The organism is Thalassobacter sp. 16PALIMAR09, assembly GCF_000765485.1.
Classification (GTDB): Bacteria; Pseudomonadota; Alphaproteobacteria; order Rhodobacterales; family Rhodobacteraceae; genus Thalassobacter; species Thalassobacter stenotrophicus.
The window spans coordinates 424,665-440,348 of the sequence record NZ_JHAK01000001.1 but is presented as its reverse complement, the minus strand read 5'-3'; the positions used below and the strand labels follow the sequence as shown (position 1 = coordinate 440,348).

The window sequence follows — 15,684 nt, the reverse complement described above, 5'->3', positions numbered from 1 at the left end:
TTCACTCGGCCCCTTAGATATATGCTTACTCAGCAGCGATTTTGATGACCGGTTCCATCCGCGCGAGGATGTCATCGGCCAAGTGGCATTTGACCTGATGCCCATCGCCCAACTGACGAACAGGCGGGACCTCTTTGTCGCATAGACCGTTTGGCACCTGATCTTTCCACCTGCAGCGCGTTTGGAACGGGCAACCACTGGGTGGGTTCATCGCCGATGGGATATCGCCCTCAAGCACGATGTGCTTTTTCTCAACCGAGGTGTCGGCGATTGGAACAGCCGACAAAAGCGCCTCGGTGTAGGGGTGATAGGGCGGGCTAAAGACCTGATCGGTGGTGCCCAATTCAACCACGTGGCCGAGGTACATCACCATCACGCGGTCGCTCAGATACCGCACAATCGACAAATCGTGGGAGATGAACAGGAGCGTGGTTTTGTTCTCGCGCTGGATTTCCATCAACAGATCGGTCACGGCGGCCTGCACCGACACATCGAGCGCAGAAACAGGTTCATCCGCCACAACGATCCGCGCATCACCTGCAAAGGCGCGCGCAATACCGACACGCTGCTTTTGTCCACCGGACAGCTGACGCGGCATCCGATCCGCAAAGGCGCGGGGCAGTTTGACCAGATCCAAAAGCTTGAGCATCCGGTCGTGCCGCTCTTCGTCATTGTCGCCAATGTCGAAAATCTCAAGCGCGCGAATGATCTGGCGACCCACCGTCATGGAGGGGTTCAGCGTATCAAACGGGTTCTGAAAGACCATCTGAACATCGGCAATTGTCTTGGTATCGCGCTTGTCGATGGGCGTGTCTTGGATGGGCAGATTGCCGAGGGTGATCTTACCCTCTGTCGCCGTCTCAAGGCCCATGAGGACCTTCGCAAAGGTGGATTTGCCGCAACCGGATTCACCCACAATTGCCAGTGTCTCAGACTCGCGGGCCTCAAAGCTGAGCGTTTCGTTCGCCTTGACCACTTTCTTCTCACCGCCTCCAAACAGCGCGTTTGCCGCGACCTCGTAGTATTTCTTGAGGTCTTCCATCTTGAGGACGACATCTCCGACCGGTGCTTTTTCCTTGGCCTCGGCCACGGTGATAGGTGCGTTCCAGTCGATTTCTTCAAACTTCAGACAGCGGGATTCATGACGGTCATTGCCGTCAATCGGAGCCATCTTGATGTCCGTTGCATCACAACGCCCGGCCTCAAAGTAATCGCAGCGCGGGCCAAAGTTACAGCCCGGAGGACGTTCATGGGGCAGGGGAAAGTTGCCCGGGATCGCGACCAGAGGACGTGCGTTTTTGTCCGCACCCGGCAGCGGGATCGAACGGAACAACGCCTGCGTGTAGGGGTGCTTCATGTCATCGAACACATCCGCAATCGAGCCACGCTCAACCGCTTCGCCCGAATACATCACGCACAGCCGGTCACAGGTTTCGAGAACCAGCCCAAGGTTGTGCGAGATGAACAGCATGGATGTGCCGTACTTACGCCCAAGGTCCCGGACCAGCTCAACAATCGCGGCCTCAACGGTCACGTCCAGCGCGGTTGTTGGCTCATCAAGAATAAGCAGCGATGGTTTCGACATCAGCGCCATCGCGATCACGATCCGCTGTTGTTGTCCGCCCGACAATTGGTGCGGAAAGGATTTCAGCATCCGCTCCGGGTCGGGCAATTTGACGTCGGTCACAACCTCAAGGGCGCGCTTGTAGGCCTCGGCCTCTGACACGCCCTCGTGGATCATCGGCACCTCCATGAGCTGCTTGCCGATCCGCATTGCGGGGTTCAGCGACGCCATGGGCTCTTGATAGATCATGGCGATTTCATTGCCGCGAATATCGCGCAGCTCTTCCATCGACATCTCGCCTAGGTCTTGGCCCTTGAACTTGATCGATCCGCCGACAATGCGGCCGTTCTTGCCAAGGTCCTGCATGACCCCAAGGGCCACGGTGGATTTGCCGCAACCGGACTCGCCCACAAGGCCAACGGCCTCACCGGGTTGTACGGTCACAGAGAAATCCATCACCGCAGGAATTTCCCGCAGCCGGGTGAAAAACGAAATCGACAGGCGATCAATTTCGAGAATGGGACCGTCGTAATCGGGTGTCTTACTCATGTCATCGTCTCCGGATCAGTCTTTCAGGCTCTCTTCGCGCAGGCCATCGGCCAGCAGGTTCAGCCCCAGAACAAGGCTCAACAACGCGAAGGAGGGCGGAAGCGCGGGGTGGGGGTAGATCGACAAGAGCTTACGGCCCTCGTTAATCGTGGATCCCCAATCCGGGCTTTCCGGTGGCAGACCGAGGCCAAAGAAGCCCAAGGTCCCGAGAAGGATAGTGGTGTAACCAATACGCAGGCAGAAATCCACGATCAGCGGACCGCGCGCGTTGGGCAGGATTTCCCACAGCATGATGTACCAAGCCCCTTCACCGCGGGTTTGCGCGGCGGCGACGTAGTCGCGGGTTTTGATATCCAGCGTTAGGCCGCGAACGATCCGGAACACGGTGGGTGAGTTTACGAACACCACCGAGACGAACACAACAAGGATACCGCCGGGCACGTTGAACGCATCCAAGCTGGCGGGAATGAACGACACAGGTGTCGAGCTGTCAGAGACCAGCCAAACATACAACAAGACCATCGGCGTAAGCGCCACGGCCATGTACAGGTTGCGCTTGGGCGGCTGTGTGTAGAACCGTGAGTTGATCAGAACGCCGGTAAAAATGATCGGCGCGAGGAACAAGAACATAGCCATGTAGGACGGCAGGCCGGTTTCCACGATCTCTGGTGTGACCAGAAGGTAGAACAGCAAGATCACCGGGAAAGCGAGGATCAGGTTGGCAAGGAACGACAGAACCGTGTCGAGCAAGCCACCCCGGTAACCCGCAGGCAGGCCGAGTGTGATGCCCACCATAAACGCGAACAATGTGGCCAGCGGGGCGATCTGCATCACGACTGTGGAGCCTGCGATCATCCGCGAGAACACATCGCGTGAAAGGTTGTCACCGCCCAAAAGGTAGAACGGAAAGTCGCCTTCTTCGGCGCCGCGGAAGGGCGTGCCGGGGACCTTGTTCTTCATGCCCGAGGCGACCTCGAGCGGCTCATGGGTGATGATCCAGCCGAACATCCCATAGAACAGCGCCGTGTAGGCCCAGAACATCACGAGGCCAAAACCGATCATGCCAACAGTGCTGTCAAAGAGTTTGCCATAAAGGCCAAGGCGGCGCTTGTAGACGAACGACAGACCGAAGGTCGCAACCAGCGCGCCCCATACGGGCACGAATTGCCGGATGATGCCGCCAAAAATGCCGCCATTGGTGTGGCCCGTGATAATGCCGCCGGCGATGTAGCCCACCAGCGTCAGAACAAGTGCCGCGAAGGACCACTTGATGATCGCTTTCAACAGGCCGTTGAAGCCGCCTGTGGCCACAGCCGTGCCGTCGGCGTTAAAGCTGATGCGTTCCTCGGGTTGGAAAAATGCGAGTAGGGATTGCAGCAAAACGCCCGCCACGAGCACCGCAAGGCTGACACCTAATGCGGGGTTCAGGACCGTGCCAAGGCTGCCTGTCCAGGTTAATGGTTCCATGTCTCAGGCCTCCTTAAGAAATGCGAATGCGCGGGTTGAGGAAAACGTAGCCGATGTCAGAAATCAGCTGGGTGAACAGCACTACAAACACTGAGACAACCGAAACGCCGAGCAGCAGCTCAATGTCGTTGTTGCCCGCGGCTTGGACCAGCGTCCAACCGAAGCCTTTGTAGTTAAACAGGGTCTCAACAATCACCACACCGTTCAAAAGCCACGGGAATTGCAGCATGATGACGGTGAAGGGCGCGATGAGCGCATTGCGGAGGGCGTGCTTTAGGACGATGGTTTTGAACGCCACGCCTTTGAGACGCGCGGTCCGGACGTATTGCGCGGTCATGACCTCAGTCATTGAGGCGCGGGTCATCCGGGCGATGTAGCCCATCCCGTAAAGTGCGATCGTGATCACCGGCAGGAAGAAGTTCCAGAAGTTGGCGTCTTCCATCGCGCTGGTCGCGGTGCCTTTGAACAGGGTCCGGCCCTCGATCCAACCGGCACCTCGCAAGAATTCGTTCAGCGGAGAGGCCGAGGCCGCAAGCACCGCAATAAAGATCACACCCGACACATATTCCGGCGTCGCGGTCGTTGTGATCGAAAATGTAGACAGCGTCCGGTCCGTGCGAGAGCCTTCGTTCATGCCCGCAAGCACACCTACTATCAGCGCGCCGGGAACCATGACGATCATCACCCAGAACATCAGCTTACCCGTAAGCCCAAGGTTCTGGCCTACGATTTGCCCCACGTTTTCTTTGAATACCGAGGAAAAGCCCCAGTGACCCTGCAACACACCACAATAGGTGGCGGCGTTCTCGGGGTTTTCCATGCCGGGGGTAATGCAGCGTCCCCGCAGGTTGCCGTCAGAATCCTGATGGGTCCATCCCGGGGCTACGCCCAGCCAGCGACCGTATTTGACCAACATCGGATCAAGGTGCCCGTTGCTGCCCAACCAACTGTCGACTTGTTCGTCGGACATGCGGAAGTTGCCTTCGGTTTTGGCGAGCTTCTCAAGGTTGGGGTAGAGGTTGGTCAGTGTGAAGACGATGAACGTCAGGCAAAGCGCCGTCAGTATCATCACCCCCAAACGTCTGAGGATGAACAGTCCCATGTGGGTTCCCTATAGCTGTCTGGACCATGTGCCGCTGCCGGCATCTCATTGGCCTGAATGGTGAAACCGCGCCCGGATTAAGGGCGCGGTTTGCTTTGGTTGAAGGGCTATTAAGCCGCAACACCCCATTTGTAGATCTGTGGCAGGTACGCGATGTGCATATCTGTGCCCACAAAACCAGGGACCGTGTGACGGTACAACGCACGCCAGTACGGCTGGATCGTCACACCTTCGTCGATCACGATGGCCTGAATTTTGGACATCACTTCACGACGCTTGCCAGCATCTGCGATCGAGTTGGCTTCGGACAGAAGCGCGTCGAACTCAGGGTTGGACCAAGCAAACTCGTTCCATGCAACGCCGGAGCGGTAGGCCAGACCCAGAACCTGTGTGCCCAGTGGCCGGTGGTTCCAGTTGGTCGACGAGAACGCGTATTTCGTCCAGTCGTTCCAGAAGGTCGAACCGGGCAGGATGGTCCGCTTGACCTTGAAGCCCGCGTCGCGCAGCTGAGCGGCAACAGCGTCGGTTGTGTTCCGGCGCCAATCGTCGTCGATCGAGTGGATCTCGAACTCATAGTCCTCACGACCCGAAGCTTTCAGCAGCTCATTGGCTTTGGCGGGATCGAATGGAATACGGCCGACCGAAGCATCATGCTCGGGGTGTACCGGGCCGACGTGGCAGTTGTCCGCAGGAACACCGCGACCAGCATTGCCAAGCTCGTTACATACGGCGTTGTCGACAGCCATGGCGATTGCCTGACGCAGACCTTTGTCGGCGTAGATTTTCTCACCATTTTCGTCTTCGGCCAGCTGGTTGGGGCGCACAACAATCGTGGAACCCGTAGCAACTTCGGACTTTTCCCAGCCGAGTGCGTCGAAGATGTCGACAAAGTCGCCGATGTTTTCGTACAGCGTGTCGACTTCTTCGGCTTCAGCAGCAGCCACCCAAGCGGCGGGGTCTGTGCCGTAGTCGATGTACTCGATCGTGTCGAGATATGCGCCTTTGCCGGCAGCGTAGCCCCACCAGTCGTGATCTTCGTTGCGCACGAGAACCGACTTCACACCAACCGAGTGCTCGGTGTTGAGGTATGGGCCTGTACCGATTTGCTGGCCCAGAATGTTGTCTGGGTCCTGATCGGGGTGGATCACGGCGGCGGGGTAGTCCGCGATGCCGGGGATCACTGTGATGTCGGGCTGGATCAGGTTCAGGCGCAGGGTGTGCGTGTCGACAACTTCGATGGCGCCTTCAGCGGCCACGTTCGTTTCTGGGTCCACAATGGATGTTACACGTGCAGCCATGGAGTTGCCTTCGGCGTCAGCCTCGGCCCAGCGGCGGAAGTTGTGCGCGACGTGCTCAGCAGTGAAGTCATCACCGTTGTTCCACTTGACGCCTTTACGCACGTTCAGCGTGTAGACTGTGGCGTCGTCGTTTACGTCCCAGCTCTCAAGCAGCATGCCTTCGAACGTACCGTCGGAGTTGTACTCCACGAGGTACTCAAGCCAACCGGCGGTGACGTGGGCCATCTGGGTCCAGTCAAACGTACGCGGGTCCTTCAGGGCGCGGACTTCCATCTGCATCCGGATTTTGCCGCCTTGCTGGGCGTGGCCTGCGGCTGCCGCAGGTGTCGCGCCGATCAAAGAATAGGCAGCGGCTGCGCTTACACCGAGGGCGGTGGTCCGAACCAGAAATTCACGGCGATCGAGCAAGCCTTGCTTGAACTCACGCGCATACATTTCCGCTGCGGGGTGCAGCTGTGTTTTGGGTTGCGTCATTATAGTCTCCCTGTGACACATTATTTTTTATTCACGAAGCGGGCGGTGATATTTTTGGCCGTGTTCAAAACCGTTTCCCGTTAAACGAGAAACTGATCGGCCAACCCCTCCACGTCGATCCAGAGCATTGCGCCCTAAATCGACCCAAAGGTCAACGGCCTCCATTCGAAAGATAGGTCAAAAAACGACTTAAACCTAACACAAAAACGACAGTCAGGTCATTAGCGACACGCGCTGGTCGCTTTGGGCCGGACGGATTTTGCCTGACGCAGCGTCAGATTGATGCGTGTTGGAACGGTTATGATTTCGGAACTTTCCTGGGGTTTCCCCAGCGTGATGCAAAAATGCGCGAGAGAAGTAGGCAGGACTGGAAAAACCCAAATCGCGCGCAATCTCAGCTGCGGAATTTGGCGTATCGATTAGCTCGCTGCGTGCCGCATGCATCAAGCGGTCCCCAAGGTATCGGGCAGCAGTCATCCCGCAGGTAGATTTGAAAGTGCGGGTTAAATGTGTCGGTGTCACGTCAAGCATGTCGCCGATATCAGTTAGGGTGGCACCGGTGGCGTAACACTGTTCAACTTCGCGGGTGAAACGGGCGGATAGTTTTTGGGAGGCCGATTGGGCGGTCTGGGCGGTGTCCGGTCCTGTCAGTCGTTCCAGCATCGAGGACACAAGCATCAGCCGGGCAAGGGCGGCACGCTCCGATCCTGGTCCGCCGCTTGTCTGTCCCTTTGCAATGCGATCCAAAAGGCCCGACAACTCGCCCTGGGTGCCGATATCGTTGACCCGGATCAGATGAACGCCCTCTGGCATCGGCAAAAGCGGCGAGATCGGGATTTGCACAAAGGTCGCTTGGGTCTGCGCGCCCGGTTCGATCGCAAAGGCGGTTTGTGCGGGCAGGGTAACGCATACATTGGGTCCGATCCCGATGGCGCGCCCTTCGATGATCAACCGGGCGTTGCCGCGCACGAACCACAGAAAGCTTGGGCCAGGCACCGAATGGGGCAGGGTGTGGCGCCAAACCTGCCGCCGTGTCAGCCCCGAGATTGGCATCAACGACAGCGCATCCATCGCCGGTACTTGGCTCTTGAGATGTTCGATATCCATGATCGCGCCCCTTCCGTTAGGGAAGCCTTTCACGACAACCCGGCAAAGTCAAAAGCGCGGAGGTTTAGCGCAGTTCAGCCGCGACAACTGGCGTCCAATCGCCCATGCGTGCGCGGAACCATGTGCGCTGTCGCTTTGCGTATTGGACCGTCGATAGGCACGCGGCCGTGCGGGCCTCTTCAAGGGTCATCGTGCCTTGAAGGTGCGCGATCAATTCAGGGGCGCCAATGGCTTTAGCCGCCCCAAGTTTTGGGTCCCAGTTGGGCAACACAGCACGGGCTTCATCCAGCGCGCCGCCCTCAAGCATCAGGTCAAAGCGCTGCGCGATCCGCGGCGAAAGCCAATCTTTAGGCGCATCCAAAACAAACGTCGCACACTCCGCACGGTTTAACAGTGGGGGCGGGGTGTCGTCTTGCCACTCATGCAGGGGCCGACCGGTGGCAACCTCAACCTCCCACGCGCGGCTGACGCGCATGGGATTGTTCTGGTCGATCCGTGCAAGTGTATCGGGATGAATATCGGGCAGCAGAGCGGCGATCCCGCCGTCGGCCAAGCGCGCAATCGCGCGAGCGCGGACATCAGGCGGGGTCAGAGGGATATCCGCCAACCCCTCCAGTAGCGCTTTGAAATAGAGGCCGGTGCCGCCCACGATGATAGGCCGTGTCGTTGCCAAAAGCGGCGTGAGTGCGCGCAGCCAGTCGCCCACGGAAAACGCTTCGACAAAGTCGATGTGACCGTACAAAGCATGGGGCGCGCGGGCGCATTCCTGCGCATTGGGGCGGGCGGTTAAAACGCTCCAATCACGGTAGACTTGCAGCGCGTCGGCATTGATGATCGTACCGCCTTGACGTTCCGCAATTTCCAAAGCCATAGCGGATTTTCCGCTGGCCGTGGGGCCTGCGATCAATACCGGTTGGTCCGGCAGGATTTTGTCGATGAATTTCAAAGCTCTGCGCCTAGGTGGCTTGAGGGGCCCAATTGCCCGTTGCACGCCGCGGGTATTTGCATCATTTTGCCGCTGTTTGCAAATATCCCAAAGGCGGCCCCTATGACGACCTCTTCCACCGTCCCTCCGGCGTACACACGTGTCATGCTCAAGATTTCCGGGGAGGCATTGATGGGAGACCAAGGGTTTGGTCTGCATCCCCCCACCGTGCAACGCGTCGCAGCAGAGGTGAAGCGCGTGCATGACCTTGGGGTTGAAATCTGCATGGTCATTGGCGGCGGCAATATCTTTCGCGGGTTGTCCGGCAGTGCCCAAGGAATGGAGCGGACGACCGCCGACTACATGGGCATGTTGGCCACGGTGATGAACGCCCTTGCGATGCAATCCGCGCTAGAGGAGTTGGATATCCACACACGCGTGATCTCAGCGATTACGATGAACGAAGTGGCCGAGCCCTACATCCGCCGCCGCGCTGTGCGTCACCTAGAGAAAAAGCGCGTTTGTATTTTTGCGGCGGGCACGGGGAACCCCTATTTCACCACGGATACGGCTGCGACCTTGCGCGCCAATGAGATGGCCTGCCAAGCGATCTTTAAGGGCACCAAAGTGGACGGCGTCTACGACAAAGACCCGGTAAAACACGATGATGCGGTGCGCTACGATTATGTGTCCTACGATGAAGTGTTGGCCAAACACCTCAACGTGATGGACGCATCCGCCATCGCACTTGCACGGGATAACCACCTGCCGATCATCGTGTTTTCGCTGGATGAGCCCGGTGGCTTCCAAGGCATTCTTGCGGGCGAGGGGACCTATACCCTCGTGAAGGACTAGGCTCAGCGCGCCTCGCTATGAGGCCTGCGCAGGTTCGTCGTCACCGGCGTCGAGTTGCTGCATGACAAAGGCGCGCCGCTGTTTGAGGTGGCGCGCAACAAACGCGCGCTGCGCTGCCCCGCGCAGGATCGGCCGCACGGGTGGTTTGGCTTGCGCGGCCTCATCCTTGCCTCTTGCGAGCTTCTGATCAAACACAACCTCCAGCTGTGATACATCCGAGGCATCCATGCCCGGTGGCGCCTGTAATCCGGGAAAGAGCGTCTCGGCCCATGTGCCATTGGCGCTGACAAGGGCGTGGCGTGCTGTAGCGATGTGCCAATACCTGACTGGGATTTCACCATCGACCTGACGCACGCCTGGAGCATCCAGCAGGAACCGTGCCGAGAGTAAGATTTCGGCTTGCCCAAACATCCGCATCGCGATGGAGGACCGCAGACACAGCCGGTGGTATGGCGACACCCGCAGCGTGACGGAAGGAAATCCGCGACCCAGCGCACCGGCCGCGATCTCAATTGGGGCATGGGCGCGGGGTTCTGTATGGAGGGTTGTGCCGATCCAGCGGACGGGTTGAACACCGTTATCTAATGTCTGAACCGGAAAACCCACGCGAATGTCCTCAACCGGGAGGGGGCCGCGCGGTGTGTGAATAAACGTGCCTGTACAGAAACACTGCGGGCGATCCCCGGCTGACAGCTGGTTGTGCGCAAAACGCGCCATAAAGGCTAAGTGGTCGATGGGTGTAATTGTCACCTGTTGGCCGTGGGGGAGGCCCTCTGTTCCCGCGCATTCCGCGAACACGTCACCATCCTGCGTTTGGGTTAGGAGTGCATCCTGCGCTTTCAAAGACGGCGCGACTGTAATCTGCGCAGGTAAGGTCCGAGCAGAAGCAGTGGCTGTTACAGCACCTGTCGATGGCAAGGAATACCTCAGCATTTCGGGCCGAGGCGCAAAGCCCGCGTTTGGCGGAGAAACTCCCTCTCCCGCGATACCTGCTAGGAGCACCGGTATCGCGGGATGGGGACCACGAAGCGTCTGGGGAAACGCAGTCTGAGACAATGGCGCATGGCGACCGAGATAAAGGGCATAAGTCGGCGCTGACGACATAATGAAGACTCACGTGGAATTTCTTCCGAAGGTCCTACAATAAAATCCCTAACAGAAAATAAAGGCGCCCCGACCACTTAGGCCCCATCCCTGCACACAACGCCATTGTCGATCCTGCTTTCTTGACGCTATATATGCGCAAAACGACCCCGGGGCTGATCCGGGACAAAAAAGGAAGCAGTCATGTCTGATGATTTTTTGCTCGACACCGACGACCTGAACCGCCGTATGGATGGTGCAATCGCGAACCTGCGTGTGGAATTCGCGTCGTTGCGGACCGGGCGGGCCTCGGCCTCGATGCTGGAGCCGGTGATGGTCGACGCCTACGGATCGCCTACGCCGATCAACCAAGTGGGCACGGTCAACGTACCTGAGCCGCGCATGGTAACGATTAACGTGTGGGACAAAGGCTTGGTTGGTAAAGTCGAAAAAGCCATTCGCGAGAGCGGCTTGGGGATCAATCCTCAACTTAACGGCACGATCATCATGCTACCTATTCCCGAGCTGAACGAGGAGCGTCGCCGCGAACTGACCAAAGTTGCGGGTAGCTACGCTGAGAACGCGCGCGTCTCCGTGCGCAACGTGCGGCGGGACGGCATGGATCAGATCAAGAAAGCCAAAGCCGATGGTATGTCCGAGGACGACCAAAAGCTGTGGGAAGAAGAAGTGCAGGAAATGACCAATGACTACATCAAAAAGGTCGATGCCCTGCTAGAGACAAAACAAGCCGAGATTATGCAGGTTTAAGATCCACGAAACGGGCTGAGGCGCCGTTTGGGCGCAGGCCCTTTCGCCGCCTCACATATATAAAAGACCGTTTTTATGGAAAAAACCATTATCTCAGCTGAACTTCAGCCGGAAGTGCCCCGAACAGGTCCGCGTCATGTCGCGGTCATTATGGATGGCAATGGCCGTTGGGCGCAAAAGCGTAATCGTCCCCGGCTTTTGGGGCACCGCGCGGGTGCGCGGCGTGTGCGTGAGATCGTGGAAGCCTGTCCTGACAACGGCGTGGAGTACCTCACCATTTTTGCCTTTTCGACGGAAAATTGGAAGCGCACCCAGGCCGAGGTATCAGGCCTGATGATGCTGTTTCGTCGGTATATTGAGCGGGAGGCGAACAACCTCCTGCGCACGGGCACGCGCGTTCGGTTTATCGGTGACCGCGTGCGCCTCGACGCCAAACTGGTCAGCCTAATGGACATGCTTGAGGACCTGACCAAGGATAACACGGTGGTTCACCTGACGATTGCAATCAATTACGGCGGCCGGGATGAGGTGGCTCGTGCGACCAAACGCTTGGCGCAGGATGTTCAAAGCGGGGCGCTAAATCCTGATGAGATTACCGATGAAACGCTGCCGCGCTATCTGGATACGCACGTTTTGCCTGACCCAGATCTGGTGATCCGTACAAGTGGTGAGGCGCGGATTTCGAACTTTCTTTTGTGGCAATCTGCCTATTCTGAGTATGAGTTCATCGACACGCTTTGGCCGGATTTCACACGCGACATCTTTGAGGACGTCTTGCAGCGTTTTGGCACCCGTTCACGTCGATTTGGCGGAGTGACAGGGTGACTAATTTTGCGGATTTGATGCCTCGGATCGCAACAGCGCTGATGCTGGTTGTGATCGGAGGGGCAGCGGTGTGGGCGGCGGGACCTTGGTTCGCGGCTCTCATTGCGGTCGTTTGCGGCATCATGGTGTGGGAGCTTGCGCGCATGATCGGTGCCGATCAAAAGCGGGCTTTGGCTTTGGGTGGCCTGAGCACTGGGGCGTTGGCTGCAGCATATGCGTTGCCGCTCGGCCTCGCGCTGCCGTTGTTATTAGCGGTGCCGATGGCCGGGATCGCCGCGTTGCACCTGCATCGGCGTATTTTTATGACCTTTGCCTTGGCGATTTTGTTCGCCGGGCTTGGGCTTACACAGCATCTGACTAATTTTGGCTTAATCTGGATGCTATGGTTGATCGGTGTCGTCGTAGCCTCTGATATCGCAGGATATTTCGCTGGCCGTTTGCTGGGCGGCCCCAAATTTTGGCCCACAGTATCACCCAAAAAAACGTGGTCAGGCACGGTTGCGGGCTGGGTCGCGGCGGGCCTTGTCGGCTGGGCCGTGATGGGCGTCACAACCGCCGGGATTGACCTAATCGGTATATCAGTCGCGCTCGCTATGATGGCGCAGATGGGTGATATCGCTGAATCTGCGGTGAAGCGAAAAATGGGTGTGAAGGACAGCTCCAACCTATTGCCCGGACACGGCGGATTGTTTGATCGGTTTGATGCGATGTTGGGGGCCGCTGTTCTGCTGTTCGTGATCGAAAGCGTTGCTGAATTCCCCCCGGTGCCGGCATGAAGAAGGTCTCTGTCTTTGGGGCCACGGGTTCGATTGGGCAAAACACGCTCGACCTGATCGCGCGTGACCGGGATGCCTACGATGTTGTCGCCCTAACGGGAGGTGGCAATATTGAGCAACTTGCCAAGGATGCCAAGGCATTACAGGCCGAAGTTGCAGTAACAGCTTATCCGGAAAAGCTGGATGAGTTGCGCGACGCCCTCGCGGGTTCAGGGGTAGAGGCAGCAGCAGGGCCAGAGGCAATTGCTGAGGCCGCAGATCGTCCGGCCGATTGGATTATGTCGGCGATTGTGGGCGCGGCGGGCCTGGTCCCGGGGTTGCGCGCTTTGTGCCATGGCACCACGCTTGCGCTTGCAAACAAGGAAAGCCTTGTCACCGCAGGGCCCCACTTGATGGCCGAAGCTAAGCGCCACGGCGCACGTATTTTGCCCGTGGATTCAGAACATTCCGCCGTCTTCCAAGGCCTCGTGGGTGAAAACATCGAAGACGTAGAGCGGATAGTTATCACGGCCTCAGGTGGGGCCTTGCGTGACTGGCCGCTGGAGCAACTGGGTGCGGCGACGCTAGGCGACGCCTGCGCACATCCCAACTGGGATATGGGGCAGCGCATCACGATTGACAGCGCCTCTATGTTTAACAAGGCGCTGGAACTCATTGAAACAAGAGAGTTCTTTGATGTGTCGCCTGAGCAGATTGAGGCCGTGGTCCACCCCCAAAGCCTGATCCACGCGTTGGTGGGGTTCCGCGACGGTGCGTTGATGGCCCACATCGGTCCGCCCGATATGCGCCACGCCATTGGGTACGCACTGCATTGGCCGGACCGCAAACATCTGCCGGTCGCGCGACTTGACCTTGCGCAGATTGCGACACTTGAATTCCGGCCTGCTTGCGAAAAACGCTGGCCTGCGTTGCGCTTAGCGCGCGAAGTTATGCACCTGCGCGGGTTGGCGGGTGCCTGCTTTAACGCCGCCAAAGAAAGTGCGCTTGATGCTTTCATCGCGGGTCAGATTGGTTTTCTGACCATGACTGAGGTGGTTGAGCGCACGCTCGAACAGACGCAGGCCCGCGAAGGCCTTGATAGTGCCACAGTGTCCCTTGATAACATCCTCGCGGTTGACCACCTAAGCAGGACACGTGCCGTTGAAATTGCTGCGCAACTGGCTGGCGCACACACCGACTAAACAAAGGAACACCTTTTGGATTTTAGTTTGCTGCCCCAGTTCGGCGGTCTTGTTTGGACCCTGCTTGCCTTTGTCGTTGCCCTATCGGTCATCGTCGCGATCCATGAATATGGGCATTATATCGTCGGGCGTTGGTGCGGCATCCATGCCGAGGTGTTCTCAATTGGGTTTGGCCCGGTGATATGGTCGCGTCCAGACAAACGCGGAACGGTTTGGCAAATCGCGGCGTTGCCGTTTGGGGGCTACGTTAAATTCAAAGGTGATGCGAACGCGGCCTCGGTCGGCGGTGATGGTACAGTCCAAACCATGACTGATGCAGAGCGGCGCAGCACTATGCCCGGCGCGCCCTTAGCAGCTCGTGCCGCAACAGTTGCGGCGGGGCCAGTGTTCAACTTCATCATGTCGATTGCCATTTTTGCTGTGTTTGTCGGCATCGCAGGCCGGGCGACAGATGATCCGGTCGTTGGTATGCTCAAGCCGCTGCCTGCAGATTGGTCGACGCTGCAACCTGGCGATATGATCACGGCAATTGATGGCGTTGCCGTGGACACGATGGAGGACGTCTTGGTAACGGCCTCTGAGCTGACGCCTGCGACGAACGTGACTTACGATATCGTACGGGATGGCGCTTCGCTTCAGGTTGAGGCGGCGTTCCCATTGGTGTCGGTCATCGACGCGGTGCAGCCGCGATCTGCTGCCGTGAAGGCAGGCCTTTTGAAAGGCGATGTCATTAAATCAGTCGACGGCGCGGCGATCCATGCCTTCGGTCAGTTGCGAGAGATCGTAGCGGCCTCAGGAGGTGCGCCCCTCAACCTAGAGGTTTGGCGCGCAGGGGAGACGCTGGATGTCACGCTCAGCCCACGCCGTGTCGACCTGCCGCTCGCCGAGGGCGGATTTGAGACACGCTGGCTGATCGGCATCTCTGGCGGGTTATTTTTTGAGCCGGAGACTGAGACGATGGGTCCCCTCAGTGCGATCAAATATGGGGCGGAGCAGACATGGTTCATCGTCAATTCGTCGCTCTCGGCGCTCTATCATATTATAACCGCCCAGATTTCGACCTGTAACCTGTCGGGTCCTGTCGGGATCGCGGGGGCGGCTGCGGACACCGCTGCGATGGGGGCCAGTGAGTTTATCTGGTTCATCGCGGTCCTTTCGACCGCCGTGGGCCTGCTGAACCTGTTCCCCATTCCCGTCCTCGACGGAGGGCATTTGGTCTTCTACGCCTATGAAGCCGTGCGCGGTAAGCCACCCTCGGACAAGACGCTGAACGTCATGATGACAGTTGGTATCATGCTGATGGGATCGTTGATGGTTTTCGCCCTAATGAACGATTTTCTCTGCCCCTAGGCGCCTACTTCGGGTCAATTGAAACGATTGTTGACCTGAAACGCCGCATTTCCGCCCAATTCAACGCCTAGACTGCTCGCATTGAATTGCTGAATTGCGGAGGCGTTTGTGATGAAACACATTCACGATGGATACCGGGGCTTGTCCTTGTTTTTCGGTCTGAACGCGGATCGGTTTCTTTCGGCGTTGATGGTTGGGTTCGCCCTTTTGATGGCCACTTACTTTGCAACGTTGATGTAGCTCGCGGATGTCGCATTAGCTTGCCCACGCTGATTGCGTTCATCTTGGTTAATTTTACTGTGGCAAAGGCCCGCAAAGCGAGGCTTTTGCGGCAAAGTGGGTTTTGACATGGTCCCGGGC

The 15,684-nt window shown here is 58.0% G+C and carries 14 protein-coding genes; 7 read left to right on the top strand and 7 right to left on the bottom strand.

All coding sequences use genetic code 11. From position 1 onward, the window contains the following. Window positions 1-25 precede the first annotated feature (25 nt). From PM04_RS02185 to miaA, 6 genes are all read right to left on the bottom strand, one after another. Window positions 26-2,113, bottom strand: a complete 2,088-nt coding sequence (locus PM04_RS02185; protein ID WP_038003217.1) for an ABC transporter ATP-binding protein — start codon at window positions 2,111-2,113, stop codon at window positions 26-28. A gap of 15 nt (window positions 2,114-2,128) precedes the next feature. Beyond that, on the bottom strand, window positions 2,129-3,580 hold the full coding sequence (locus tag PM04_RS02180; RefSeq protein ID WP_038003215.1) for an ABC transporter permease: 1,452 nt from the start codon (window positions 3,578-3,580) through the stop codon (window positions 2,129-2,131). A 13-nt stretch (window positions 3,581-3,593) separates the two neighbouring features. After that, window positions 3,594-4,682 (bottom strand): ABC transporter permease, encoded by a 1,089-nt coding sequence (locus tag PM04_RS02175; protein ID WP_038003213.1) that lies wholly within the window; start codon window positions 4,680-4,682, stop codon window positions 3,594-3,596. 110 nt (window positions 4,683-4,792) lie between these two features. After that, on the bottom strand, window positions 4,793-6,454 hold the full coding sequence (locus tag PM04_RS02170) for an ABC transporter substrate-binding protein (RefSeq protein ID WP_038003210.1): 1,662 nt from the start codon (window positions 6,452-6,454) through the stop codon (window positions 4,793-4,795). Window positions 6,455-6,667: 213 nt separating this feature from the next. Continuing rightward, the gene (locus tag PM04_RS02165) at window positions 6,668-7,561 is read right to left on the bottom strand and encodes an AraC family transcriptional regulator (RefSeq protein ID WP_038003207.1); all 894 of its coding nucleotides are present in this window, start codon (window positions 7,559-7,561) and stop codon (window positions 6,668-6,670) included. Window positions 7,562-7,625: 64 nt separating this feature from the next. Next, window positions 7,626-8,507, bottom strand: a complete 882-nt coding sequence (gene miaA, locus PM04_RS02160) for a tRNA (adenosine(37)-N6)-dimethylallyltransferase MiaA (RefSeq protein ID WP_038003205.1) — start codon at window positions 8,505-8,507, stop codon at window positions 7,626-7,628. A gap of 102 nt (window positions 8,508-8,609) precedes the next feature. Here miaA and pyrH point away from each other — a divergent pair, with 102 nt between their 5' ends. Then, on the top strand, window positions 8,610-9,341 hold the full coding sequence (pyrH, locus tag PM04_RS02155; RefSeq protein ID WP_038003203.1) for a UMP kinase: 732 nt from the start codon (window positions 8,610-8,612) through the stop codon (window positions 9,339-9,341). 15 nt (window positions 9,342-9,356) lie between these two features. On the opposite strand, the gene PM04_RS17305 is transcribed toward pyrH, so the two are convergent. Beyond that, complete coding sequence (locus tag PM04_RS17305) at window positions 9,357-10,259, bottom strand: Hint domain-containing protein (RefSeq protein WP_161785911.1); 903 nt, start codon at window positions 10,257-10,259, stop codon at window positions 9,357-9,359. Window positions 10,260-10,628: 369 nt separating this feature from the next. Here PM04_RS17305 and frr point away from each other — a divergent pair, with 369 nt between their 5' ends. The 6 genes from frr to PM04_RS18310 all read left to right on the top strand — a co-directional run bounded on the left by frr (window position 10,629) and on the right by PM04_RS18310 (window position 15,564). Beyond that, window positions 10,629-11,192 carry a ribosome recycling factor gene (gene frr / locus PM04_RS02145; protein ID WP_038003201.1) on the top strand — a complete coding sequence of 188 codons (564 nt, stop codon included), beginning with the start codon at window positions 10,629-10,631 and terminating at the stop codon, window positions 11,190-11,192. Window positions 11,193-11,267: 75 nt separating this feature from the next. Next, window positions 11,268-12,017, top strand: coding sequence for a polyprenyl diphosphate synthase (gene uppS, locus PM04_RS02140; protein WP_052068388.1), 750 nt, complete (start codon window positions 11,268-11,270; stop codon window positions 12,015-12,017). Further along, window positions 12,014-12,793 (top strand): phosphatidate cytidylyltransferase, encoded by a 780-nt coding sequence (locus tag PM04_RS02135; RefSeq protein ID WP_234702857.1) that lies wholly within the window; start codon window positions 12,014-12,016, stop codon window positions 12,791-12,793. The genes uppS and PM04_RS02135 overlap by 4 nt, the downstream gene beginning before the upstream one ends. Further along, window positions 12,790-13,974 (top strand): 1-deoxy-D-xylulose-5-phosphate reductoisomerase, encoded by a 1,185-nt coding sequence (gene dxr, locus PM04_RS02130; protein ID WP_038003199.1) that lies wholly within the window; start codon window positions 12,790-12,792, stop codon window positions 13,972-13,974. Before PM04_RS02135 ends, dxr begins: the two co-directional genes overlap by 4 nt. Before the next feature lie 15 nt (window positions 13,975-13,989). Next, window positions 13,990-15,324 (top strand): RIP metalloprotease RseP, encoded by a 1,335-nt coding sequence (gene rseP / locus PM04_RS02125; RefSeq protein WP_038003197.1) that lies wholly within the window; start codon window positions 13,990-13,992, stop codon window positions 15,322-15,324. A gap of 111 nt (window positions 15,325-15,435) precedes the next feature. After that, window positions 15,436-15,564, top strand: coding sequence for a hypothetical protein (locus tag PM04_RS18310; RefSeq protein ID WP_255347898.1), 129 nt, complete (start codon window positions 15,436-15,438; stop codon window positions 15,562-15,564). Window positions 15,565-15,684 lie beyond the last annotated feature (120 nt).

Excerpts from the sequence above, each read along its gene's own strand:
- PM04_RS02185 (WP_038003217.1), bottom strand. The coding sequence starts at position 2,113 with ATGAGTAAGACACCCGATTACGACGGTCCCATTCTCGAAATTGATCGC.
- PM04_RS02180 (WP_038003215.1), bottom strand. The coding sequence starts at position 3,580 with ATGGAACCATTAACCTGGACAGGCAGCCTTGGCACGGTCCTGAACCCC.
- PM04_RS02175 (WP_038003213.1), bottom strand. The coding sequence starts at position 4,682 with ATGGGACTGTTCATCCTCAGACGTTTGGGGGTGATGATACTGACGGCG.
- PM04_RS02170 (WP_038003210.1), bottom strand. The coding sequence starts at position 6,454 with ATGACGCAACCCAAAACACAGCTGCACCCCGCAGCGGAAATGTATGCG.
- PM04_RS02165 (WP_038003207.1), bottom strand. The coding sequence starts at position 7,561 with ATGGATATCGAACATCTCAAGAGCCAAGTACCGGCGATGGATGCGCTG.
- pyrH (WP_038003203.1), top strand. The coding sequence starts at position 8,610 with ATGACGACCTCTTCCACCGTCCCTCCGGCGTACACACGTGTCATGCTC.
- frr (WP_038003201.1), top strand. The coding sequence starts at position 10,629 with ATGTCTGATGATTTTTTGCTCGACACCGACGACCTGAACCGCCGTATG.
- uppS (WP_052068388.1), top strand. The coding sequence starts at position 11,268 with ATGGAAAAAACCATTATCTCAGCTGAACTTCAGCCGGAAGTGCCCCGA.
- dxr (WP_038003199.1), top strand. The coding sequence starts at position 12,790 with ATGAAGAAGGTCTCTGTCTTTGGGGCCACGGGTTCGATTGGGCAAAAC.
- PM04_RS18310 (WP_255347898.1), top strand. The coding sequence starts at position 15,436 with ATGAAACACATTCACGATGGATACCGGGGCTTGTCCTTGTTTTTCGGT.